Origin of the sequence: Glycomyces sp. MUSA5-2 (assembly GCF_037034145.1) — a bacterium.
In the GTDB taxonomy this organism is placed as follows: Bacteria; Actinomycetota; Actinomycetes; order Mycobacteriales; family Micromonosporaceae; genus Glycomyces; species Glycomyces artemisiae.
Window position 1 is genome coordinate 416,327 of the sequence record NZ_JBAGKG010000002.1, and the last position, 22,190, is coordinate 438,516.

The 22,190-nt window shown below is 67.4% G+C and carries 15 protein-coding genes and 2 pseudogenes; 5 read left to right on the forward strand and 12 right to left on the reverse strand.

Annotated elements, in window-relative coordinates; translation table 11 throughout:
• Nucleotides 1-14 precede the first annotated feature (14 nt).
• From WA640_RS07605 to WA640_RS07620, 4 genes and pseudogenes are all read right to left on the reverse strand, one after another.
• A complete protein-coding gene (locus WA640_RS07605; RefSeq protein WP_335987555.1) occupies nucleotides 15-3,539 on the reverse strand; it encodes an AAA family ATPase in 3,525 nt (1,174 codons plus the stop codon).
• Nucleotides 3,525-3,878 (reverse strand): annotated as a pseudogene (locus WA640_RS07610) (relaxase domain-containing protein); the annotation flags it as partial. The pseudogene WA640_RS07610 and the gene WA640_RS07605, both read right to left, overlap by 15 nt.
• 409 nt (nucleotides 3,879-4,287) lie before the next feature.
• Entirely contained in the window at nucleotides 4,288-4,941 is a 654-nt protein-coding gene (locus WA640_RS07615; RefSeq protein WP_335986954.1) for a Pycsar system effector family protein, read from the reverse strand.
• Nucleotides 4,938-6,686, reverse strand: coding sequence for a CATRA conflict system CASPASE/TPR repeat-associated protein (locus tag WA640_RS07620; RefSeq protein WP_335986955.1), 1,749 nt, complete (start codon nucleotides 6,684-6,686; stop codon nucleotides 4,938-4,940). The genes WA640_RS07615 and WA640_RS07620 overlap by 4 nt, the downstream gene beginning before the upstream one ends.
• A gap of 592 nt (nucleotides 6,687-7,278) precedes the next feature.
• Between WA640_RS07620 and WA640_RS07625 the strand changes: the two genes are divergently transcribed.
• A complete protein-coding gene (locus tag WA640_RS07625; protein ID WP_335986956.1) occupies nucleotides 7,279-9,522 on the forward strand; it encodes a tetratricopeptide repeat protein in 2,244 nt (747 codons plus the stop codon).
• 27 nt (nucleotides 9,523-9,549) lie between these two features.
• Nucleotides 9,550-10,002: pseudogene (locus tag WA640_RS07630) on the forward strand (RidA family protein); the annotation flags it as partial.
• A 6-nt stretch (nucleotides 10,003-10,008) separates the two neighbouring features.
• Here WA640_RS07630 and WA640_RS07635 read toward each other — a convergent pair.
• The 3 genes from WA640_RS07635 to WA640_RS07645 all read right to left on the reverse strand — a co-directional run bounded on the left by WA640_RS07635 (nucleotide 10,009) and on the right by WA640_RS07645 (nucleotide 12,966).
• Nucleotides 10,009-10,875 (reverse strand): PhzF family phenazine biosynthesis protein, encoded by an 867-nt coding sequence (locus WA640_RS07635; protein WP_442904713.1) that lies wholly within the window; start codon nucleotides 10,873-10,875, stop codon nucleotides 10,009-10,011.
• A gap of 81 nt (nucleotides 10,876-10,956) precedes the next feature.
• A complete protein-coding gene (locus WA640_RS07640; protein ID WP_335986958.1) occupies nucleotides 10,957-11,760 on the reverse strand; it encodes a 2OG-Fe(II)-dependent halogenase WelO5 family protein in 804 nt (267 codons plus the stop codon).
• A 909-nt stretch (nucleotides 11,761-12,669) separates the two neighbouring features.
• Complete coding sequence (locus tag WA640_RS07645; protein ID WP_335986960.1) at nucleotides 12,670-12,966, reverse strand: DUF1330 domain-containing protein; 297 nt, start codon at nucleotides 12,964-12,966, stop codon at nucleotides 12,670-12,672.
• 103 nt (nucleotides 12,967-13,069) lie between these two features.
• Between WA640_RS07645 and WA640_RS07650 the strand changes: the two genes are divergently transcribed.
• The gene (locus WA640_RS07650; RefSeq protein WP_106366504.1) at nucleotides 13,070-13,417 is read left to right on the forward strand and encodes a winged helix-turn-helix transcriptional regulator; all 348 of its coding nucleotides are present in this window, start codon (nucleotides 13,070-13,072) and stop codon (nucleotides 13,415-13,417) included.
• Here the strand turns inward: WA640_RS07650 and WA640_RS07655 are convergent.
• Together WA640_RS07655 and WA640_RS07660 are read right to left on the reverse strand one after the other, a co-directional pair.
• Nucleotides 13,414-14,064, reverse strand: a complete 651-nt coding sequence (locus tag WA640_RS07655; protein ID WP_335986961.1) for a UdgX family uracil-DNA binding protein — start codon at nucleotides 14,062-14,064, stop codon at nucleotides 13,414-13,416. The genes WA640_RS07650 and WA640_RS07655 overlap by 4 nt on opposite strands.
• Nucleotide 14,065: 1 nt before the next feature.
• Nucleotides 14,066-15,598 carry an FAD-dependent oxidoreductase gene (locus tag WA640_RS07660; RefSeq protein WP_335986962.1) on the reverse strand — a complete coding sequence of 511 codons (1,533 nt, stop codon included), beginning with the start codon at nucleotides 15,596-15,598 and terminating at the stop codon, nucleotides 14,066-14,068.
• Between the two features lie 138 nt (nucleotides 15,599-15,736).
• Here WA640_RS07660 and WA640_RS07665 point away from each other — a divergent pair, with 138 nt between their 5' ends.
• Complete coding sequence (locus WA640_RS07665; RefSeq protein ID WP_335986963.1) at nucleotides 15,737-17,371, forward strand: alpha-amylase family protein; 1,635 nt, start codon at nucleotides 15,737-15,739, stop codon at nucleotides 17,369-17,371.
• Between the two features lie 10 nt (nucleotides 17,372-17,381).
• Nucleotides 17,382-18,338 carry a TIGR03885 family FMN-dependent LLM class oxidoreductase gene (locus tag WA640_RS07670; RefSeq protein WP_335986965.1) on the forward strand — a complete coding sequence of 319 codons (957 nt, stop codon included), beginning with the start codon at nucleotides 17,382-17,384 and terminating at the stop codon, nucleotides 18,336-18,338.
• A gap of 102 nt (nucleotides 18,339-18,440) precedes the next feature.
• Here the strand turns inward: WA640_RS07670 and WA640_RS07675 are convergent, their stop codons facing one another.
• Genes WA640_RS07675 through WA640_RS07685 form a run of 3 tightly spaced genes read right to left on the reverse strand, consistent with a single transcriptional unit; the run spans nucleotide 18,441 to nucleotide 22,154 of the window.
• Complete coding sequence (locus WA640_RS07675; RefSeq protein ID WP_335986967.1) at nucleotides 18,441-18,854, reverse strand: hypothetical protein; 414 nt, start codon at nucleotides 18,852-18,854, stop codon at nucleotides 18,441-18,443.
• A 35-nt stretch (nucleotides 18,855-18,889) separates the two neighbouring features.
• A complete protein-coding gene (locus WA640_RS07680) occupies nucleotides 18,890-19,336 on the reverse strand; it encodes a hypothetical protein (RefSeq protein ID WP_335986968.1) in 447 nt (148 codons plus the stop codon).
• A gap of 49 nt (nucleotides 19,337-19,385) precedes the next feature.
• Complete coding sequence (locus WA640_RS07685; RefSeq protein ID WP_335986969.1) at nucleotides 19,386-22,154, reverse strand: AfsR/SARP family transcriptional regulator; 2,769 nt, start codon at nucleotides 22,152-22,154, stop codon at nucleotides 19,386-19,388.
• Nucleotides 22,155-22,190 lie beyond the last annotated feature (36 nt).

The following is a 22,190-nucleotide window of genomic DNA, read 5'->3' on the forward strand; positions in this document are numbered from 1 at the left end:
AGCTCTGGGCCCGCTCAAAGTCGGGGAGAGGTCATCGAGTTCGACTGGCTGTGGGTGAGCTGGAGGCTCAGACTGTTCCCACCTTGTTGAAGCGGTGAAACGGTGTGTCGGGCCTCTTCGTGCTGTTTGTTTTCGAGGTGTGGAGCGGTGATTCGGAGACAAGCAGCAAGTTCGGGCGTGAGCAGTTCGCGATCGGACAGTACTTGGACAAGGTCGGCGGCCAGGATGGTTTGGCTCGCGGCTACCGACGGATCTCGGGCGATCAGCTGCCAGGTTGATCCCCAGGTAGATGCGATCTGCTCGTGAACGGCTTCGCGTTCAGTGACGGGAAGCGCATCGTAGATGTCGTGCGCGATGGCAATGGAGAGCTGCTGTTCTGCAGTCGCGGCCAGGCCGGTGGCGATTGCGGGAACGTCCGGGCTGTCGATGGTGAGGGCGGCGCTTGCTGCAGCCCACCAGGAGTGGTGTCCTGCGCGGCCTTCTTCGGGGTAGGGGCCGAAGGGGTGGGCGGGGTCGTCGGTTTCGATGCGCATCTGGTCGCGGTGGGCGGCGGCGAGGGCGATGGCAGTGCGCCAGCGGTTGTAGGTGGGCTCGTCAGTAGGGGCCTCGCCGAAGGCTTCGGTCCAGGCGGGGTGCTCGGTGATGGCGTGGTCGGCGAGGTGGTCGACGCGGGCCCGGATGGCGTCGGCGACGTGGTCGAGGTAGTCGCGGAGTTCGGTGGGGACGGCGTCGCTGTGGTGGAGTGAGGCGGGTGCTGCGGCCCAGGGGAGCTGGTGGGGTCCGTGCTCGATTGTCTGGAGGCGTTGGTGCCAGGTGAGTTCGTGGCCGGCTTCGAGAGCGAGGCCGGTGAGGGTGCGGTTTGGGGCGAGTTCGTCGATGAGTTCGGTGGCGTCGCCGCCGGCGTTTTCCCAGGCTTTGATGGTCCAGGCGAGGGCGGGCCAGGCTTGGCCGGTGTGGGTGGGGTCGAGTTCGATGAGGCGGGTCTGGCGTTCGATGCGCCAGGCGAGGTTGGGTGCGATGGAGTCGAGGCCGTCGAAGTCGCGTTGCGCGACAGCGCGATGGAGCGCCTCGTTGGAGTACAGGCCGGCTTCTTCGGCTCGGCGTAGTGACCCGATGACCGCGGGCCAGGCCCGCTCGGCGGCGACACGCTCGGCGAGTTCCGAGCCGAGGATATCGGCGAGTTCAGTCCGGTAGCGATCGGCGGCCCGTGTCGGCTCGGCCGAGTGTGCGGCGTTAGCCGGGAACCGGACGGGCCGGGGGTGGAGCGCGGTCTCGTCGTCAAGGTTGGCGTCAGGGAAGTGGGCGTGCAGGAGCCCACGGTAGCGGGGGAGGTCATCAGCGGTGGGCTGAGCGCCTGCGGGTGGTGGGGTGTGGCGCTCCATGTGGCCGTTGATGCGGCCGATCAGCACGGCGGCGACCGAGCCTGCGTCGTCGACGGGTCCCCGGGCGGTGGCGAGGGTGAGGATCTGTTCGGGGTTCCATCCGGCGGCTTCGGCCCCCGCGAGGGTCCCGGCGAGGGCGCCGCGGCCGTTGGCCTCGATGTCGGCCAAGTGCTCGGCGTCCAGGATGGGGGTGAGTATGCGGGTGATGAGCTCGGCGTAGTGGTGGTCGGCGGCCATCTCGGTGGCGGTGCGGTAGCGGGCGATGAGCTCGTGGAGGTCGCCGGATCGGGCGGTGAGTCGCTGGTCGGTCGCGGTCGCGGAGAGGTTGTCGCTCTCGCGGGCGAGGATCTGTTCGGCGATCTCGCGGGCGGCGGTGGTGTCGGGTTCCCACTTGGGGCGGTCGAACTTGCGGTCGGGGTCGGCAGGGATCTCGGTGTGGGTGACCGCGTAGAGGAAGGTGGCGAGGGCGGCGCGGGTGGCGGCGACGTAGAGGGCGTCGCGGCTCATCTGGTCGGTGAGGACGGGGTGGGCGGTATCGACGGTCATGCCCTGGCAGCGGTGGACGGTGGCGGCGTAGGCGAGTTCGACATGCTCGGCCACGTACTCGGCCGGGAGCGTCATCGTGCCGCCGGATTCGCGGGACTTGACCTTGAGCGACCCGTCCTGGCCGGTGTCGAGGACGTCCCAGGTGGCGCCGTTGCGGACGAAGTCCTTCCCGCCGCAGTACTTCAGGTCGTATTGGTTGTGGCGGGTGACGATCCAGTCCCCGCGCCCCGCGGTCTGCCCGTTCCCGAGCGCTACCCCGGTCTCGGCGACCTGCCCCGCGATGATCCGGTCGGCGCGAGCCCAGGCGGAGAGGGTGGTGACGTCGGTGTTGGCGTAGGCCATCATCAGGCTCGACTTCCCGGCCGCGACATCAGCTTTCCATCCGGCATAGGCCGCATGGAGCATCGCGTCCCGGGACCCGCCCTTGAGCCGTCCGCGGTCCTGGAAGTAGTCGAGCCCGGCCGCATCACCCTCTCGGAGACGAAGTGACGATTCGGCGAAGGCGGGGTCGGTGAAGCGGTGGAGGTCGCGCAGTTCGGTCGCCCCGACTTCAGCGGCGATCAACCGGAGGACGCCACCGGAGGCGACGGCACCGAGCTGGCAGTCATCGCCCAGGAGCCGCACTTGCGCGCCTGCATGCCCGGCGAGGGCGGTGATGCGGTCGAGGTTGAACGTCCCGGCCATCGACGCCTCGTCGACCAGGAACACGTCCCCGGGACGGAGATCATGGACCGAGGTGGGGAGGACTGTTGCGTCGCCTCCGGCGCGTCGGTCGCCTTGGGCGTCTTCGATCCTGCGGAGCGCTGCGACGAGTTCGGGGCCGTTGCGGAGGTTGCCGGGGTTGATCTGCCATAGGAACTTGTCGATCGTGTCGCAGGTGATGCCGAGGTCGGCGGCAAGGACGTTCGCGGCCTGCGCCGAGGGCGCGAGGCCGATCAGGCGGCGCCCTTCGGCGGCCAGGGCCTCCTTGTAGGCGCGCATCGCGGTCGTCTTGCCCGACCCCGCGGGACCGATACCGACAGCGAGGAGCCGGTCGTCGGTGGTGAACGAAGTGACCAGCTCCCGCTGACCCGAATCCAGCACCTTCCCATGCCGGGCCTCGAATCCGGTGATCCGCTCCGCGACAGCAGCGGCGCTCGCTGACCATACGGTGGGTGTCTGCGCGGCCTTGACGAGCCGCTGCTCGGCGTCGAGGACGGCCTGCGAGGTGTACCGGTCGGACTCGTGGCGCTTGAACACACTCGTGCCGTCGCTGCGCTGCAACAACACCGGCTCGGTCACCGGCGCCTCGCTACCGAGCTGGATCGAATGCCTTTCCCCGAGCGCGGCAGCGACGATCCGATCCACCACCTCGCGCTGTTCCTCGGGACCGAGCACGGTATCGACGTCGCGGATCGCTCGTGCGGCCTCGGCGTGGAGGTTCCACCGGCCCCAGGTGGCTCGCTCCTCACCGACCCGCGCGATCACGGCGTCAGCGAGCCGCTTGATCTCCCCAGGTTCCAGCCGAGCCTCAACCTCCGGCTGCTGTGCGCCGGGAACGGCGGTCTGGACGTGCTGGAGGGCATCGGGTCCGAATCGGGCGAGCGCTTGGGCGGTCCAATCGGTGCGCATCTGGTCGAGGCTGCGCGGCGCTGCCTTCCCTTCGCGGGTCTCCAGCGTCGCTTGCTGGGCGAGGTCGTAGGCGGCCTGCGGGTCCGGGTCGCGCCCGTGCCGGGCACGAAACTCCGAGCGCAGGGCGCTGTAGCGGGCCTCGATCGCGGTGCGACGAGCGGAGAAGTGCTTCAGGACCGCGGGGTCGATGCCGTCGATCTCGCCGAGGGACCGGTTCGCCTTCGCCGGCCCCGGCCGGTCGGCGAACGCGACGCCGAGTCGTGCGGTGAGTTCGGCTTCGATGGCGGCGTTGTAGGCCTCCGAGACCACGATCCCGACCGCGTACAGCGCGGTCCCGCCAAGGGAGCGCCACTATCGGGCTCGTGCATCGACGACGGAGCCCATCTCATCGATGATGATTCCGGCGTGTGCTACGTGATCCCTTCAGGCGGGATGAGCAGGAACCGCCTGGTGTGGAAGGTACGCTGGCTTCGGCGATAGGCGCGGAGGAAGTGCTGATTGCTGTCGGTCCTATTGAACCGTCCCCGACAGCGATCGACCTCGGGCAACGGGTGCGGCAGCTGTTGGCCGGGATTCTCAAGCGAAGCAACGATTTCGCCGCACTGAACGAAGGGTCTGGAACAAGCGGTGGGAACCTCAGCACATACGCTGCGGATGCGTCTGGCGGACGCTGGGTCATGGTGAGGGTCGTCGAGCTGGAGGACGGGTCCAAGTTGCTTTCCGAGCCAGGCTCAGCCGCTTTCGGTGCCTAGCAGTTCATCCCGTGCAGGACGTCACCCGAGCTAGGCTTTTGAATCAGCTTCCGAGTAGCGATCAGTCTCGGTTGGAAGCAAAGTTCGCAAACACGACCTAGTAATACGTTCGCGAGTGAAAAGATGGCCGCGGCAGACAAGGAAGGCAACGAGAGTAGCAGTCCGGTTATGCCGGCGTTTCCCCAGAGGAATTTCCGATGGGCTACTGCTGCATTCGCCCAGATCTGCTGCGAGATCGCCGTGGTAAGCGCATCCGGATGCTGAATGAGATCGCTGAGATCGTTGATGTAGGCATCTGGGCGAGCCCGGTAAATGGTCGCGACATGGTCGTAATACAGTAGGTTTATGGCACTGCTAGAGGATTTTGTTCTCGGTCGGAGGGCCATGCTGGCACTGAACCAGCTTGCGAGGAGCAGTATGGCGCACACGATTGCCGAAATGCGGAAGGCAACTCCCGAATCGAACTCGGTTCGAACTAGTGTGAAAAGTGCTCCGCCCAGAACTCCGCATGCGGTCAATGCGGCAGCTGCCTTGATCTCGGCGTGCTTGATCCAATCGTTGATCAGTAAGAGCGTATTCCACGCGTTTTCTGCGTCCGGTTTTGAACGCCGCGACGTTATCGCATCCAAACCGTATCTCCACTTCTTCACCCTCTACCTCCTAGGTTGGACATCCAAAGCCATGCAGGGCGGTTGTACTTCTTGACCTGCACTTCCACTCGGGTGAAGCGATTTGCTTCCAGACCGAGGTGCCCTTCTCCGATGACGTATTCATAGAGCTGATCGGAGACGAGTACTGCAAGATCGGCTTCGGGGTTCTCGATCATTGCGCGGCGAATCGGATCGCTTTCGACCAGGCGAACGACTTCCACAATTGTGTTGCCGCTGAGGCCGATTGCCGCGACGCCAACCGGCCCTACTGCCAGAGAGAGTCGCAACCGAAGTCGATCAGTGTACTGTTTGTTGTTGAATGCGAGCTTCTCATCCCACGACCGAATGATGCGAGGGAGGGCGCGGTGCAGTTCGATCGAGGCGGGAAGGAATACGTTCATGCCGTCGCCTGTGCCCTGGTGCTCCGTCTCTTTGATGCTGAGGCCGAGCTCGTCAAGCACCCCCAGCACAAGGTGCTTCAGGCGCTCCTGTGCCGCATCCTTTGCCGGTGCCGTTCGCAAGCTGTATTCGACGATATCTACCGCGAAACCCATCCGAACCAAAGTGCGTTGTGGACGTCCTTGGGGTTTGGCGGATGGCGCATTGTCGGGGTGCAATATTCCGAAGACAGGTCGAGCCGTGGGTTGCGACCCCTGGCTCGGCGATCCATAGTGGCTACGCCATGCCGTCACGATGTCGCGGGCGGCTTCCCTTGCCGTGTGCAGGTACTCCACATCATCGTCGAGCTGCTTCGGCAACCGCTGAGCGAATTGCAGGTCGGCGCCGCAAAGCTCTGGCATGGTCGCAGTCATGTTGTCGATCGCGATCTTGACGGTGTTCCGCATGGCCCGCAGTTCGGCCAAGGCCCCGGTCAGTGCGATGTCGTCCGCATGCAATCCATTCCAGTCTTCTTCTGCGGTCCCTGCTCCAGAAAGGGGGCTGACCGACCCGGCCAACCGCTCGCGCCTGTCATCTGCGCGCTTGAGTAGTTCTGACACTGACCGGCCGTTGCCGCGTACCCGTGTCTGGCGGCGCAGCTTTGCGGCATGCATCAGGTAACGCGCCAGCGGCGGGAGGGCGGTATCGCCGCGGCTCCAAGTCCATTCGTTGAGAGCGCTGCTCTGGTGATGGGGAACGACCACGGCGAGGCATCGGTGTGAGCGCTCGTCTTGAGGTGAGATCTCCCAGACGTGGAACCCCTGCGGATTCGTCCAAGGTTGCTCCCACCATCGAGTCTGCTCCTCCTGTCTGGGGAGCGTATTTCGAACCTCTATGGCGAGCTCGGCGACGTCTCTGTCGGACTGGGCCTGGAACACGGTGACCACACCGAGTTGCGCATCAGTTCCCAGACTGGAGATCTCACGCCACCATCGGTCGAACTCGAACCAGCCAGGAGGCAGGGCCGAACCGATCCGCAGTCTCCGTGCGCGCGAGTCGTACGGCGATGCAAAGGCGATCGACAGGTTGACCACGTCATGGTCGCGGCGGGCGATGGCCTGGAGATCCGCTGATCCGTCTTCGATCCCCGCGATCGCGCTCTCGACGGGGAAGTCTTCGAAGTCGGTGGGCAGGCAGGTCGGCAACCCGGTGTGGGAGATGGGATTCGACATACCCAACCTGTCACGGCATCTGTCCCAAATGCCGCTGATCTCTTCGTGGGCTGGTCCAGCGTTCGGGCCATCGACCGGCGCGAAGAGGTGGACTACCAGTTCTTGGTCAAACAGGTCGCTTCTCGTCACCGTCACGCTCGAATCTGAATTTCCTGCTGCTCTCAGGGTTGCCATCTTCGGTCAAATCTCGGCTCAGCATGCGCATCAGATGGGTCATGTGGTGACGGATACCTGCTGGAGGCGGTTTGGAGGGATTCGCGCCGAGTCTGTTGCTTAGCACCGGCCCGGCCACCTCGAGTTGTTCGAGGTGGGCGCGGAATAGATCGCTACGGCCGCTACTCGAGGAGTCCTTCATAAGCACCAAGTCTATAGGGAAGCTGGTTCAGACGGCGTCCCGAGCAGATCGTGAGAACATCGAATTCCGTCGTTGAGTGGTGCCCTCCGCAATGCTATCTGCACGCGACGCGCGGAGGGTGGATTCGGACTGGCGGGGATAGGTGTCATGGTGTCGGATCATGCTTCGAGGTAACTGATCTTGCTTGCGTGTCGTGAGCTCAGGAGGTCGACCGGATGTTGCCAACGTGTCCAGGTCTGTCCAGTGCGGCTGCGGAGCAAGATCAATTCTGCTTATCGACCGTGCCGGATTGTCCGCGGCTTCGATGGGACCAGGGAGATAGACAAACTACGCTATAGTTGTGGCTCTAAATATCCCTCAAGGAGCCTCTGCATGGATGGTCTCGTTTCCGTCGGCAAGATCACCAAATGGGTGAAGTCGAGACTCGCCGGTGAAGCGGTCGCCCAAGACAAGTCCTCTCGGGCGCCCGATTCGACCTCCATGATCCTGGGCGAGGGTCAGGTATCCGTTGCCCCCCCTTTGGCTCGATTGAACAAAAGGACGCAAGGGCGAGAAGCGTTGATAAGCGAGCTTCGCAACGGGGTCAGGCGTCCGAGCGTTCATGTTCTTGCCGGTGGCGGCGGTTCGGGCAAGACGCGAGTCGCCCTTGAGCTTGCCAAGCATGCTGAACGGGAAGGCTGGGAGGTCTGGTGGGTCGCCGCGAACCGAATCAGCGGTTCCATGCGGGAAGTCGCGAGTCGGATCGGGGTGCCCACGGGTCAGATCAACCAGGCTTGGTCAGGGCGCGCACATCCTCCTGATCTGACCTGGAAGTTTCTTGACGAACTGTCGGAGCCGTGGCTGCTGGTCTTCGACAACGCCGACGACCCGGACGTGCTGAACCCTTCGGGCGGACCCGTCTCTGATGGAACTGGCTGGCTGCGCAAGCCCGTCGGGGTCCATGGAGCGGTGCTGGTTACGAGCCGGGACCGAAACGAGCAGGCATGGGGGGAGTGGAGCGAGGTGCACGTCGTTCCGCCGCTGGAGGGCCTGGCGGGGGCGCACATGCTCAGGGATCTGGTCAGGGATGCGGGGTCGTTGGAAGATGCCCGCAATCTCGCCGAGGCGCTCGAGGGGCTGCCATTGGCGCTCTGGGCCGCTGCGAAATACCTTCAGTCGGCGCGGGGGCCGCGTGCTCTGGGAGCTGTACGCGGGGCTACGGATTTCGCCGGTTACCAGCAGCGACTTCGAGACTGGGCTTCGTCGCCGCTTGGAGAGACCGCCGGAGGAACCGCTGAGTCCTTGGGCTTGAGTGCGGTGGAGGGCACGCTGATGCTCTCGCTCGAGTTGATCGATCGACGGTCGCCGCAGGCTGTTGCGCTTTTGAGGGCCTTGTCCTGCTTCTCCTACGCGCCCATCCCGTATCATGCGCTTCTCAACACGGACCTGCTTAACCAGTCGCCACTGTTCCCTCGCCTTGGTGAAAGGGATTGGGAGCGAATGTTGGGCATTCTTGGAGACTTCGGACTGGTGGATTTCCAGGAACTCGATCGATCCGACCCGCGGTGGGCCTCAGTTGTCTCGATGCATCCAGTGTTTCAGGGGATCCTACGAAGGAGCGAAAAGATTGAGCGTGATCGGAGCGAATACTGTCGGCTGAACATAGCCCTTCTGGAGCGAGCTCTGCGCGATTGCGATCCAGACCAGCGCAAAGACTGGCAGGTCTGGTCCGACCTGGCCCCCCACAGTGTTGAAGCAGTACGGAACACCTTGCTAGGCCAGCCTATTGACGACTCTAAACTGGTCGCCGACGCGGTTGAGCTCGGCCGCAGGACCGTCCGCTGGCTGATCGCGTCGGGTCTCCTCAAACCAGCCGAGGACCTGGTGCAGAAACTCATCAAGGAGTGCGGGAGTTTCGGTTTGGATGCCGGCGATCGTGAGATTCTGGGGCTTCGACACGAGTACGGGCGGATTCTGCTTGAGCGCGGTGACGCGAGCGCAGCAGAAGCAGAGCTCAAGCAGGTCATCGTTGAGCGAAGTCAACTGCTGGGGGAGGACGATCCGGACACGCTGGCGAGTCGGCACAAGTACGCCCGCTCGATCCTCGAACAATCCAGATGGCGTGAGGCGGAGCCACTGCTGGTGGAGATCCTTCGGGCCGAGAACGAGCATCAGGTTCGCGGCCCTGAACACTCCGACACGATGGTGGTTCGGCACAGCCTTGCTCGTGCGATCCTCTATCAGGACTCTCGGGTGGAAGAAGCAATGGAAATGCTCGAGGACATCCTCGAAGTCATGCACCGAAATTGGCCCCCGGACAATCCGCAGACTCTCTTCGTTCGGCAGTCCAAGGTGACCGCCTTGCAGATGCGAGAACGCTGGGACGAGGCTCTCGACGAGGTCGAAGCCGCGCTGGAGGATGCAAACCACTCCACGGCAGGAGCACCGTCCCCGGAGTCATTCATGTTGCGTCATCAAAAAGGGGTCGTACTCCTGGGTCTGGGTCGTGAAGACGAAGCTTGGGCACATCTCAAGGACCTGCATCAAGAAGAACGCGTCGCTCTCGGCATGACGCATGCGACCACTGAGCTGACATCAAACCTGCTCGAGCGCATGCGACAGCAGTTTCCTGATTGAACTCAATTCCCGGTTGGAGTTGCGCCCATGACAGATCCATACGATCGATTGCAGGAGCTCGGCCTTGAGCTGCCGACGGTTAGCGCGCCGAAAGGGTCGTATATACCTGCGAAGCGTGTCGGGAACCTGGTGTTCATCGCGGGGCAGATTCCGCTTCGCAACGGCCGGCTCCTCGCATCGGGCCGAGTCGGCGGTGAGGTCGAGCCGTCACAGGCGAGAAACCTCAGCGTGCAATGCCTCTTGGCCGCTCTGGCGGCCGTCCACTCGATCGCAAGCCTCAGTGACGTCTCCGAGATCGCAAGGCTCGTTGGCTACGTCGCCTCTGTTCCCGGCTTCCATGCGCAGCCCAGTGTGATCGACGGTGCCAGTGATCTCCTCGTTGCGGTCTTCGGGGAACGGGGACGTCACGCCCGAACGACCGTTGGAGTGCCGGAGCTGCCGTTGAACGCCCCTGTCGAGATCGAACTGACAGTCCAACTCGTGGACTTATGCGCCCCGGGGTCCTTGGTCGACTGGGGATTGGACCGGGCGAGCAGTTCCGGTCACTCTGATGCCGCTGGCGGGGTCTGCTGGAATGTCGATAACGATCCTGCTGGGTCTACCCATGTCCTGGCCCTGAAAGACCTCGACCCGCGCCGGTGTGGAGACCAGATCAAGTTCTCTGAGGTATCCGCCGAGCGCGGCCGCAGCAGCGCCCGTCGCCGGATCCTCGTAGACTCCTCCAGGCGGGAACGGATTGCGAGCGAAGAAGACTTGCGGTCTGGCTCGCCAGATCACGTTGACTGTCGCCCAATCGTATGCTGCCATGAGCGTTGCCAAGGCGTCCATGTCGTAGTGGAGCGCAGCTAGACGCTCCCGTGTGTCAACTGCGATGACCGGATGCCATGCGCCGGCGTATGCGGCTTTCACGGGGAACGCAGGATCGAGCGCGGCGCCCGTCCAACCGAACGCGTGCAGCAGCGAATCGAGCGCTTCCAAGGGCAGCGCCGCTGTCTGCGGTACGACACTGGTCAATGTGGCGGAGACAGCGTTGTCCGAGGTACGTGAGGTCGCGACCGTAACGTATCCGGCTTGTGTGCGTAGGAGCATGTCACCGGTGCCAAAGCGTTCCGCGAAGGCGACTGCCGCTGCGATCGTGGCATGGCCGCAGAAAGGTACCTCGACCTTGGGGCTGAAGTACCGCACTTGGATCGCGTCACCGACAGACTGCAAGAAGGCGGTCTCCGAGTACCCGACCTCTCGGGCGGTTTTCTGCATTTCTTCCGAGCTTGCGCCAGCTGCGTCGAGCACCACTCCCGCCGGGTTTCCGCCGCTGGGACCATCGCAGAACGCGGTGTATCTAAGTACTTCCATCGACATGGTTCAGTATCTCAACTCTCGATTCATTCGGTTTCATCCGCGTACCGCGCGATCTCCGTCCTCTAGAGCGTGGGATCAACCCCAGGTGAGCAGGCGGCCGTCATCGGTCAGGCCCAGAGAAAAACCGAGTGAAATCCGTCGGGCTCCCCGGCTCGGTCTGACGGCGTGGAAGAAGCGCGGATTGAGCAGCAGAACGTCGCCGACATTCGGACGGATTTCCAGCGATTCCGCTCGTGCGACCACCGTTTCAGCGTAGCCATATGAGTTCGGCAGCCGATGCGACTCATCCTCCGGCATCCAGTGGTGTCGCCAGATGACGGTTTCACCTCCCTCTTCTGGGACGCTCAAATACAGGTTGAACGCGAACTGTGCGATCAGGTTCTCATCCACCAAGTTGGTCGGAAACTCCCGCCGTGCATCATCGAAATGCACTTGAAAACCGTTGTTCGGTTCGCGGAAGACTCCGGGTGCAAAGCTACGCCCTCGCCGCGTTCCGATTTCGACAGGGAAAGGGAGCTCCGCTCCAATCCGCTCGCGGCAGAGCCTGAACGGATCGTACGGCAGCTTCAGGCGGCCGGTAATGTCGCCATTACTGTCGAGTGCTTCCCAGTAACGGTCGGAGAGAGTGCCATGCTCGTTGTAGTCGCTCACGGCGACCCCGAATCGCATCACCTGAGGGTAGACGCGCTCGGAACCGTAGGACTCGAATTCGGCTTCAAGAAGACGTTCGAGGAGATCTTGCTGCTCTTGGGCTGTAAGGAAATCCGGGATCCGGATGGCTGCGATCTTCTCGGCGGCCAAATCGGCAAGAGTGTTCCGCTGGATCGTCGATGAGGTCACGATTTCGAACAGAGGATCGTGTGACACGGTAGCGTCCATGATGCACCTGTAATCTCGCCAGATTTTTCGATGGCTATCCAGGTTATCATCGAACGTCTAGGTAACGCCAGATTCAATTCGAGCAACGAGCAAGGTAAGCATGATGAACCGCCAATCCAGTCCGCGGTGACACTGGACCGATCATGCGCCACATCTGTCTCAATTCAGCTAGTCCGATACACGAGTTGTGATGCGACCTCCAAGCGGCGCGCGTCGCTTTCAACGGTCTCCCTGGCGATTTTTCGTGCGATTTCAGAGCGGTCCGCCTGCTTGTTCTGGGAGGCAGATGATTGGGTCGAAGATGATTTAGAGGAACGGGCAGAAGCCGCCATCGTGGGTCCTTTGCGTTGATGTGTCGTTTCCGCCATGTCAATCACCGGCTGGCGACCGCTGACGGCTGCGGTGAGCGTTTAACCCGCTAAGGAATTCGATTACCTTACCGTAGACGGCCGCCAACCTCCACGCACCTACCGGCACTCGTTTGGGTGATGTCGTGTCCCTGACAGGCAGTGCCGTTCTGCAACGTGAGGTTCTCAGTGTCACGGTGATGTCGTCTCCAACCGTCACTTCCCGGCTGGTAGGGCGCAATTGACACTTGATTCACGTGTTCCAAATATGCGAAATTGCACACTAGCTTGAAGGAGGCCACGCGGACTCAATGTCCAGAAGAATGTGATGCGTGAATGGCCACGAGTTCCCAGCAGGGGTCTAGCAGTTCAGTGAATCCACCTTTCCGGCAATGCGGCGGTTATCGTTTCGTAGAGGAAGAGCCGGCGTCGGCGTTGAGGACGTCGCGGTCGGGAGGGAGACTCGCTCGGCGAGCATGCGTGAAGGTCGATGGGGAAGGCGGGCGGGCGCTGTTCGTTGGGGGTGCCTGGGTGACGAGCCGGTTCGGGGTCGCGGACGGGGTCAGGTGAGGCTTTCGGTGATGCGGAAGTCGCGTTCGAAGCCGTCGGGGAGTTCGGCCAGGGCTGTCCGGTAGGCCGGGCTCTCGTACGCGGCGACTGCCTGTTCGAAGGTGTCGAATTCGATGAGGACGACGCGTTCGGGGATGCCGGCTTCGTGGGCGACGACTCGGCTGCCGATGCTGGCGAGGACTCGACCGCCTGCGGCTTTGACGGCTATGCCTGCGAGTTTGTTGTAGGCCGTCAGCTTCTCGGGGTCTTCGATGGCGGGGTAGACGCTGACCCAGTAGCCCTTGGGCATGGAACGCTCCTGTCTCGGGATGAGCGCTTCGGATTTCGAAGCGGTGGTGCGATGTGTGATACTAGTGCTTCGGAATCAGAAGCACAAGAGTTGGCGGAGGGTCATGAACGCGTCGTCCACGCCCAGGCCGGGGCGGCCGGTCCGCGGGTCCACCACGGGGCGGTCGCTGATGGCGGCGCTGGACCTGTTCGGGCGCAGGTGGACGCTGCGGATCATCTGGGAGCTGGGGGAGGAGCCGCTCGGCTTCCGGCTGCTCCAGCGGCGCTGCGACGACATGTCGTCCAGTGTGCTGCGGCAGCGGCTTGTGGAGCTGCAAGAGGTTCGGATCGTCGAGGTGCTGGACGACGGCGGTTATGCCCTCACCTCGCTCGGGCATGATGCCCGCGAGGCTCTTGGGCCGGTCATCGAGTGGTCGCGGCGGTGGGCTGCGGAGCTCGCCGACGAGGGCTAGCGCGATCGATCCAGGGCGTCGGCGGCTTTGCGGAGGTCGGCGGTGAAGCGGGTCAGGGCTTCCTCGCGTTCGTCGCCGCTGAGGCGGATCACCGCGGAGGGGTGGACGGTGGCGAGGAAGCGGTAGGGCTTCGGGGCGCCTTCGATGTCGAGGTCGAGGAGGCGGCCGCGTTGGGTGGTGACGCGGAATTCGGGGCCTTGGAGGGATTGGGCGGCGGTGGCGCCGAGGGCGACCACGAGGTCGGGGTGGACGGCGTCGAGTTCGGCGAGGAGCCAGGGGCGGCAGGCGAGGGTCTCGCCGCGGGAGGGCTTCTTGTGGAGGCGGCGGTTGCCGTGTTCGGTGCGGGTGAACTTGAAGTGCTTGACGGCGTTGGTGACGTAGACCTGGGAGCGGTCGATGCCGGCGGCTTCCAGGGCCCGGTCCAGGAGGCGTCCCGCGGGGCCGACGAAGGGTTCGCCTTCGCGGTCCTCGGTGTCGCCGGGCTGTTCGCCGACCATGAGGAGGCGGGCGTCGTCGGGGCCGTCGCCGAAGACGGTCTGGGTGGCGTCGCGGTACAGGTCGCAGCCTTCGCAGGAGCGGGCGGCCCGGCGGAGCCGGTCGATGCCGGCGTCCTCGGGCGGGGCGGCGCCGGGCCATCGCGGTGCCATGTCAGACCGACTCGTCGCGGAGGGGCGCGGTCGCCGGGCCCTGGAGGACCGCGCCGTCGGTGCCGAAGCGGGAGCCGTGGCACGGGCACTCCCAGGTGCGCTCGGCGTCGTTGAAGCCGACGACGCAGCCCATGTGGGTGCAGGCGGCCGACCGCGTGTGGAGGTCGCCCGCGTCGTCGCGGTAGACGGCGCGCAGGCGGCCGTCGACGCGGATGACCGCGCCCTGGCCGAGATCGAGCTCGTCGGCCGAGGCGACGGGGGCGTGCCGGAGGCGGTCGCCGACGAGGTGCGTCATCACGGTCTTCTGGTTGGCGGCGATCGGTCCGGCCTCCTTCATGATGCGGAGGCGCGAGGGGTCGAACAGGCCCGCCCACGCGGGCGGCGCGCCGGTGGCGAGTCCGGTGATCAGGCGCGCGGCGGCCATGCCGTTGCTCATGCCCCAGCCGCCGAACCCGCAGGCGACGTAGAGCCCGTCGCCGCCGGGCATCCCTCCGATGTAGGGGACGCGGTCGGGCGTGCCGTTGTCCTGCGCGGCCCAGCGGTAGGCGATGTCCTTGGCGCCGAAGCGGTCCGCGGTCCAGGCCGCGAGTGTGCGGTACCGTTCGCCCACGCCCGGCTCGCCCGGCGTGAACGCCTCCCCGGTGACGATGAGGAGCCGCCGCCCGTCCGGCAGCGGGGCGGTGCGCACCGACCGCGTGTCGTCGGCCGTGGTGAGGTACATGCCGCCGGGGTCGGCGTCCGCGGGGACAGGCGCGGCCACGACGAGTTCGCGCCGCGGCTTGAGCCGGGAGAGGAGCCGCGCCCGGTTGACGACCGGGTAGTGCGTGGCGATGACGGCCTCGCGGCACCGGATCGCCGCACCTCCTGCGACGGCGAGCCGGTGGCCGCCGTCCTCAGCGGCGACGTCAACGACGCGGGAGCCCTCGAAGACGCGGCCGCCGCGGGCGAGGAGGTCCTCGGCGACGGCCAGCAGGAACTTGCGGGGATGGAACTGGGCCTGGCCCTCGACCCGGACCGCGCCCGCGACGGGGAACGGCAGCCCCGTCTCGGTGGTGAACGCGGCGTCCAGCCCGGCCTCGCGGGCGGCCTCGGCCTCCCGCTGCAGGGACTCGGTCTCCGAGTCGCGCTCGTCGTAGACGAACGAGGCCGTGGTCTCCAGGTCGCAGTCGACGCCCAGGTCCTCGGCGGTGCGGCGGACGTGCTCGATCGCCTCGGTCTGCGCCGTCGCGTAGTCGCGGGCCGCGTCGGCGCCGAACGCGTCGCTCAGATGCGCGTAGACCAGCCCGTGCTGGGCGGAGAGCTTCGCCGTGGTGTGGCCGGTGACGCCAGCGGCGACCCGGTCGGCCTCCACCAGCACGACCGACCGTCCCGCGAGCGCGAGTTCGCGCGCGGTGCACAGTCCAGCGATCCCGCCGCCGACGACCGCGATGTCGGCCTCGGCGTCCTCCTGGAGCACGGGACGCGCCGGGCCCGGCGCGGAGGCCATCCAGTACGACGCCATGGCGCCGCCGAGGGCGCCCTCGTGCTCGTCCATGAGGACCGGATACCCCTGCCGGACCCGTCGTACTCACGCACGCACCCGCATGCGGCCCGGTCGGCGGCGGGTTTCGGGGCGCGCCCCGGCGGGCACCAGACGGTGACCGAAGAGGACCGCGAACGCGAAGGAGGCGCCGTGCAGCCGCTCTGGTACCGGAACGCCGTCATCTACGCCGTCGACCCGGCCGTGTTCCGCGACGCGAACGGGGACGGGTGGGGCGACATCCAGGGCCTCACGCGGCGGCTCGACCACCTGCGCGGCCTGGGCGCCACCTGCGTGTGGATCCTGCCGTTCTACCCTTCGCCGTTCAAGGACGGCGGCTACGACATCACCGACCACCTCTCGGTCGACCCGCGGCTCGGCACCGTCCCCGACGTCGTCGAGCTCCTGGAGGAGGCCGAGGAGGCGGGCATCCGGGTCCTGTTCGACCTGGTCGTGCAGCACACCTCCGACCAGCACCCGTGGTTCCGGGAGGCCAGGTCCGACCCCGACTCGCCCTACCGCGACTACTACGTCTGGGCCGACGAGCCCCCCGACGACGGCCTCGAATCCGTCTTCCCCACTGTGGAGGACGGCGTCTGGTCCTGGGACGAGGAGGCCGGCCAGTACTACCGGCACATGTTCTACGCCCACGAGCCCGACCTCAACACCGCCAACCCCGAGGTGCGCAAGGAGATCCGCCGCATCATGGCGTTCTGGCTGCGCCTCGGCGTCTCGGGCTTCCGCGTCGACGCCGTGCCCTACATGGTCAGCCAGGCCGGAGCCCCCGGCGGGTTCGAGGACGCCGCGGACTTGCTGTGCGAACTGCGCGAGTTCGTGTCCCTGCGCCACCCAGAGGCCGTGCTCGTCGGCGAGGTCGACGTCCCCTTGGAGGAGTACGAGGACTACTTCCTCGACGGCGATGGCCTCACCATGCTGCTCAACTTCTGGCTCAACAACCACGTCTGGCTCGCCCTCGCCCGCGGCGAGGCCGCGCCCGTCCACAAGGCGCTCGACGAGCTCCCGCCGACCCCGCGCCGCAGCCAGTTCGCGAACTGGCTGCGCAACCACGACGAGCTCGACCTCGAACGGCTCACCGAGGCCGAACGCGAGGAGACCATGCGGGCCTTCGCACCCGAGGAGGACATGCGCGCCTACGGCCGCGGCATCCGCCGCCGCGTCGCCCCGATGCTCGGCGGCGACCCCGCCCGCCTCGCCGCCGCCCACGCGCTCCTCCTGTCGCTCCCCGGCACGCCGGTCCTCCAGTACGGCGACGAGATCGGCATGGGCGACGACCTGTCCCGGCGCGAGCGCTTGAGCGTGCGCATCCCGATGCAGTGGACCTCCGACGAGAACGGCGGCTTCTCCTCCGCGCCCAAGGACCGGCTCGTCGCCGAACCCGTGCGGGAAGGCCCCTTCGGCTACGAGGAGGTCAACGTCTACGACCAGCACCGCAGCCCCGGCGGCGGCCTCCTCGCGCGCGTCGGGGACCTCGTGCGGACCCGCTTGGGCCTCACCGAGATCGGCTACGGCCGCCACCGCGTCCTCGACACCGGGTGCCCCTCCGTGGTCGCCCTCCGGCACGACGACGGCGAGGACGGTTCGGTCGTCACGCTCGTCAACCTCGCCGACGCCGACGTCGAGGCCCGCATCCCCGACGAGGACCTGGACGACCTCGTCGACGTCCTCACCGACCGCGAGTACCCCCGCGACGGAGACGACCCGCCGGTCTTCAAGCTCGGCCCCTACGGCTACCGCTGGATGCGCCCGCGGGCGCACGTCTTCAAGTGAGGAGCCCCCGGTGGAGATCGGATACCACGCCTCGCACGAGCAGTTCCCGCCCTCGCGCCTCGTCGCCACGGCGGCCGCGGCCGCGGCCGCCGGGTTCGCGGCCGTGCTCTCCTCGGACCACTTCGCGCCCTGGAGCATTGGACAGGACGAATCCGGGTTCGCCTGGACCTGGCTCGGCGCCGCCATGGCCGCCACGAGCGTCCCCTTCGGCGTCGTGACCGCCCCCGGGTACCGCTACCACCCCGCGGTCACCGCGCAGGCCGTCGCCAGCGTCGAGGAGCTCTACCCCGGGAGGTTCACACCCGCGCTCGGCAGTGGCCAGGCCCTGAACGAGCACATCACCGGCGCCGTGTGGCCGCGCAAGAGCGAACGCAATGCGCGCCTGGCCGAATGCGCGGACATCATCCGCCGCCTCCTCGACGGCGAGACCGTCGACCACGACGGCCGCGTCACCGTGCGCGCCGCCCGCCTCCACACGCGCCCGGCGGCCCCGCCGCTGCTGTTCGCAGCCGCGCTCTCGCCCGGGACCGCGCGCGAGGTCGCCGCCTGGGCCGACGGGCTCATCACCGTCAACGCCCCCGACGCGCACCTGCGCGAGATCATCGGCGCCTTCCACGAGGGCGGCGGCGAAGGCAAGCCGCGCCACCTGCAAGTCCACGTCTCCTGGGACCCCGACGAGGACCGGGCCCGCGGCCAGGCGCTCGACCAGTGGCGGTTCGTGGCGCTCCCCGCCGAGCTCAACCAGGAGCTGGAACTGCCCGAGCAGTTCGACGCCGCCTGCGCCCACGTCCCGGCCGCCGCCCTCGAACCGGGCGTCCTCGTCTCCGCCGACCTCGGCCGGCACGCCGCCGCGCTGGCCTCCTACGCCGAGCTGGGCTTCTCCCGCATCTACGTCCACCAGGTCGGGACCGACCAGGAGCGCTTCATCGACGCGTTCGGCGAGCGCGTCCTGCCGCAGCTCGCCTGACCCGTTCGACGGCTTGCGGCGCAAGCGGAAGGCCCTCCAGGCCGCGGTGTTCCCGGCGGTGACCGCAGTGCGGCCTAGAGGGCCTCGTCCGTCGCTCGTCGGTCAGACGACGGTGAGCTGCGTGGGGCCGGACCACCACTGGCCGTCGTCGTACCATTCGGCGTACCAGAGGATCTCGTGGCCCTCGGTCCAGTCCTTGTTGCAGTAGACCCAGACCTTGGAGGGGCCGAGGTTGTCGTAGCAGTAGCCCGCACGGGAGCCGTTGCCGTCCCACCAGGTGATCTGGATCGGGTAGCCGTCGTCCTTCTTGTCCCAGACCCAGATGTCGTCGCCGACCGGCTGGACGCAGGCGCTCAGGTTGGTGTTGGTGTAGCAGTCCCTTGTGGCAGAGTACCAGTCGATGTCCTTCGCTGTGTTGAACTCGTACTCCACGGCGGCGGCCGGAACGGCGGTGCCGAGTCCGACGAGCAGGGAGGCGGCGAGCGCGGCGAGGAGCGCCGCAATGCGGTTGCGCATCAAACAAAGTCCTTTCGGATCGGGGACGGTGCCCGTCAAATGACGGTCTTGAAGGTCTCGGCTTCGTACATCCAGCCCTCGGCCGTGTGGTACATGAAGCCCCAGTAGAGGGTGCGGCCGTCGACCCAGTCCTTGTTGCACCGCACCCATGCCTTCGCGACCCCGAGAGCGTCGATGCACATGCCGTCGCGGCCGGAGACGGGTTCGGACCACCACACGGCCACGCCGTAGCCGTCCGGGTCCCGGTCGAGGATCCAGATGTCGTCGCCGTTTTTCTGGATGCAGCCGTCGCCGTCGGTGTACCAGTAACCGCGGTCCCAGGCGCAGTCCTTCGCCGGGCTGTCGCTCCAGTCCGCGTCGAGCGCGTAGTCGATTTCGGACGCGGCCGCCGAGACGTCCGCCGAGGCGGGAGAGGCGACCGCTGCGGCGGCCGTGAAGGCCATCACGAGCGAACCCAGCACTGCTGCAATGCGTTTGATCATCCGAATAGTCTCGGGCCCGCCGTTTGACCCGGGTTTGACCGGCGATTAATCAGCTGCCGGCGAGCCGGGCCCGCACGGCCGCGGCGCCGGGGTGGCCGAGTTCGTCGAGGATCACGGCGGCCCGCTGCCAGGCGGTACGGGCTTCGCCCATCTGGCCTGCTGCGGCGTGGGTCTCGCCCAGGCTGGTCAGCGCCGCGGCCGTGAAGTTCCGCTCCCCGGCCTCGCTGCCGAGTTCGACTGCGCGGCTGAGGTGTTCGACCGCCCGGGCGTACTCGCCGAGCTGTGCTTCGATGGTGCCGAGGCTGTCGAGGACGTTCGCCTCGCCGATCGTGTCGCCGATGCCGACCGCGAGGTCCAGCGCGGCAAGGCAGTGGTCGCGGGCGGCCGCGGGGTCGCCGAGGCGGGCGTGGCAGAACCCGATGTTGTTCAGCGCGCGGACGCGCCCGGCGGTGTTCCCCGCGCGCGCATACAGCTCCAGGCCGCGGACCGCGTGCTCCAATGTGGCGGCGAAGTCTCCGGCGGCGCCGTCGAGGACGCACAGCACCAGGCAGGTGTCGGCCTGCCCGTTCCAGTCCCCGGCGGTGCCGAAGTGCGCCAGGGCCTGTTCCAGGTGCTTGCGGGCTTCGGCCTTGTCGCCGTGGTTGGACTGGACCATGCCCAGTCCCAGGTGCGCCGAGGCCAGGCCGTGGACGCTGTTCGCGCGCTCGGCGGCGCGCAATGCGGTGCGGTGCACGGCCTCCCGTTCGGCGGCCGCGTTCTGGCGGCGCAGGTAGGTCTCCAGGCTTCGCGCCAGCTGCCATGCGTGCGTGTGGAACTCCTGCTTGAACGCCTCCTCGACGGCGCCGAGCAGGACCGCGCGCTCGGATTCGAACCACGCCGCGGCCCGCTCGCGCCGCTCGGGCGCGGCGAGGGCGGCCCCGGAGACGTGGTCGCCGTCGTCGGCGAGCGGGAACGGCGTGATCGCCGCCGCCGCAGTGTCGGCCGAGCGCAGCAGCCGGTCGAGCAGGCGCTCGACGGCGTCGCGGCGGGCGGCCTCCCCGTCTTCGGCGGCGGCAAGTTCGGCGGCGTACGCGGCCAGCAGGTCGTGGAGGCGGAACCGGCCGGTCCTGAACTCGCCCGCCAGTCCCAGGCGCACGAGTTCGCCGAGGGCCAGGCGGGCCGCGGCGGGCGGTTCGCCCGTCAGGGCCGCCGCCGCCTCGGCGGTGAAGTCCGGTCCCCAGTGGAGTCCGAGGAGGCGGAACGTGCGCGCCGCGGCCGGGCTCAGCGCGCGGTACGAGCAGGCGAACGCCGACCGCAGGTCCATACTGGAGTCGTCGGCGAACGCGAAGCCGTCGAGCGGCGCGGTCCCGGCCTCCAGCTCGTCCGCGAGCGCGTCCAGGGGCGCGCCGGGAATGCCTGCGGCCCTTGCCGCCACGACGGCGAGCGCCAGCGGCAGCCGGGCGCACTGGTCGATGATGCGGGCCACCGCTTCGGGTTCGGCGTCGGCGCGGCGCGCGCCGATCCGCTCGGCCAGGAGGTCGCGGGCGTCGCCGCGGCCGAGGACGTCGAGGGCGACGGGGCGGAGGCCGTGCCGTGCGACGAGGCCGGCCAGGCTGGTGCGCGCGGTGATGAGGACGCGGCAGGCGTCGGTGCCCGGCAGGAGCGGGCGGACCTGGTCCTCGTCGCGGGCGTTGTCGAGCACGACGAGCATCCGCCGTTCGGCGAGCAGGCTCCGGTACAGCGCGGACCGGGCTTCGGCGCTCGCGGGGACCTGCGCGGGCGGGACGCCGAGGGCGTCGAGGAAGACGCCGAGCACGACCCCCGGGTCGAGCGCGCGTCCGGCGGGGTCGAAGCCGCGCAGGTCCGCCCAGAGGTTCCCGTCGGGGAAGTCGCCCGCGGCGCGGTGGGCCCAGTGGACGGCCAGGGTGGTCTTGCCCGAGCCGGGGATGCCGGTGACGACCGCGACCGGGCCCGCGCCGCGGTCGAGGCGCGCCAGCTCCTCGGCGCGGCCGGTGAAGCCCGCGATGTCGGCGGGGAGCTGGTGCGGCACCGGGCGGTCGAGGCGCGCGGCCTCCTCCCGCGAGCGGCCGAGGAGCCTGCGGTGCTCCCGCTGGAGTCCGGGGCCGGGTTCGACGCCGAGCTCGTCGACCAGAAACCGCCGCGTCTTCCGGTACAGCGCAAGAGCTTCGGCGGTGCGGCCGGAGTCGCCGAGCGCCGCCATGAGGAGCTGCGCGGGACGTTCGCGCACCGGGTGGCCGGCGACGAGCGCGGCCAGCTCGGGGACCACGTCGCGCGCCGCGCCCGCGGCGATGTCGTGCGCGAGCCGGTCTTCGAGCGCCGCCAGCCGCTCCTCTTCGAGCCCGGTCCGGAGGCCCTCGCGCCATTCGTCCCCGGCGATGTCGGCCAGGGCCGGGCCCCGCCACAGCCGCAGCGCCTCGTCGAGGAGCGGGCCGGTTCCGGGGGCCTCGCCGCGGCGGGCCCTGCTGACGAGGTCGCGGAAGCGGTACAGGTCAACTTGCGCCGGGTCGCAGTCGAGCCGCCAGCCCCGGCCGACCGTCGCGAGGGCGACCGCGGGGTCCCCGGCGAGGAGGCGCCGCAGGCGGGTCACGTAGACGCGGACGGTGTTGAGCGCGGAGGCGGGCGGCCCGGCGGGCCAGAGCGCGGCGATGAGGCGCTCGGCGGTGACCGCGCGGCCGAGGTCGAGGAGGAGCAGGGCCAGGACGCACCGCAGCTGCGCCGTGGTGGGGCCCAGCGCGTTCCCGTCCCGCAGGATCTCGACCGGGCCGAGGACCCGGAACCGCGTGCGGACGGGACCGGCCGCCGGGGTTCGTCCGTCCATATGCGCACCGCCCAGAACATGAAGAAGTTCCCGGTA

Coding starts and splice junctions, on each gene's coding strand:
- WA640_RS07605 (WP_335987555.1), bottom strand. CDS start 3,539: ATGCGCACCGATTGGACCGCCCAAGCGCTCGCCCGATTCGGACCCGAT.
- WA640_RS07625 (WP_335986956.1), top strand. CDS start 7,279: ATGGATGGTCTCGTTTCCGTCGGCAAGATCACCAAATGGGTGAAGTCG.
- WA640_RS07635 (WP_442904713.1), bottom strand. CDS start 10,875: ATGGAAGTACTTAGATACACCGCGTTCTGCGATGGTCCCAGCGGCGGA.
- WA640_RS07640 (WP_335986958.1), bottom strand. CDS start 11,760: ATGGACGCTACCGTGTCACACGATCCTCTGTTCGAAATCGTGACCTCA.
- WA640_RS07645 (WP_335986960.1), bottom strand. CDS start 12,966: ATGCCCAAGGGCTACTGGGTCAGCGTCTACCCCGCCATCGAAGACCCC.
- WA640_RS07650 (WP_106366504.1), top strand. CDS start 13,070: ATGAACGCGTCGTCCACGCCCAGGCCGGGGCGGCCGGTCCGCGGGTCC.
- WA640_RS07655 (WP_335986961.1), bottom strand. CDS start 14,064: ATGGCACCGCGATGGCCCGGCGCCGCCCCGCCCGAGGACGCCGGCATC.
- WA640_RS07660 (WP_335986962.1), bottom strand. CDS start 15,598: ATGGACGAGCACGAGGGCGCCCTCGGCGGCGCCATGGCGTCGTACTGG.
- WA640_RS07675 (WP_335986967.1), bottom strand. CDS start 18,854: ATGCGCAACCGCATTGCGGCGCTCCTCGCCGCGCTCGCCGCCTCCCTG.
- WA640_RS07680 (WP_335986968.1), bottom strand. CDS start 19,336: ATGATCAAACGCATTGCAGCAGTGCTGGGTTCGCTCGTGATGGCCTTC.
- WA640_RS07685 (WP_335986969.1), bottom strand. CDS start 22,154: ATGGACGGACGAACCCCGGCGGCCGGTCCCGTCCGCACGCGGTTCCGG.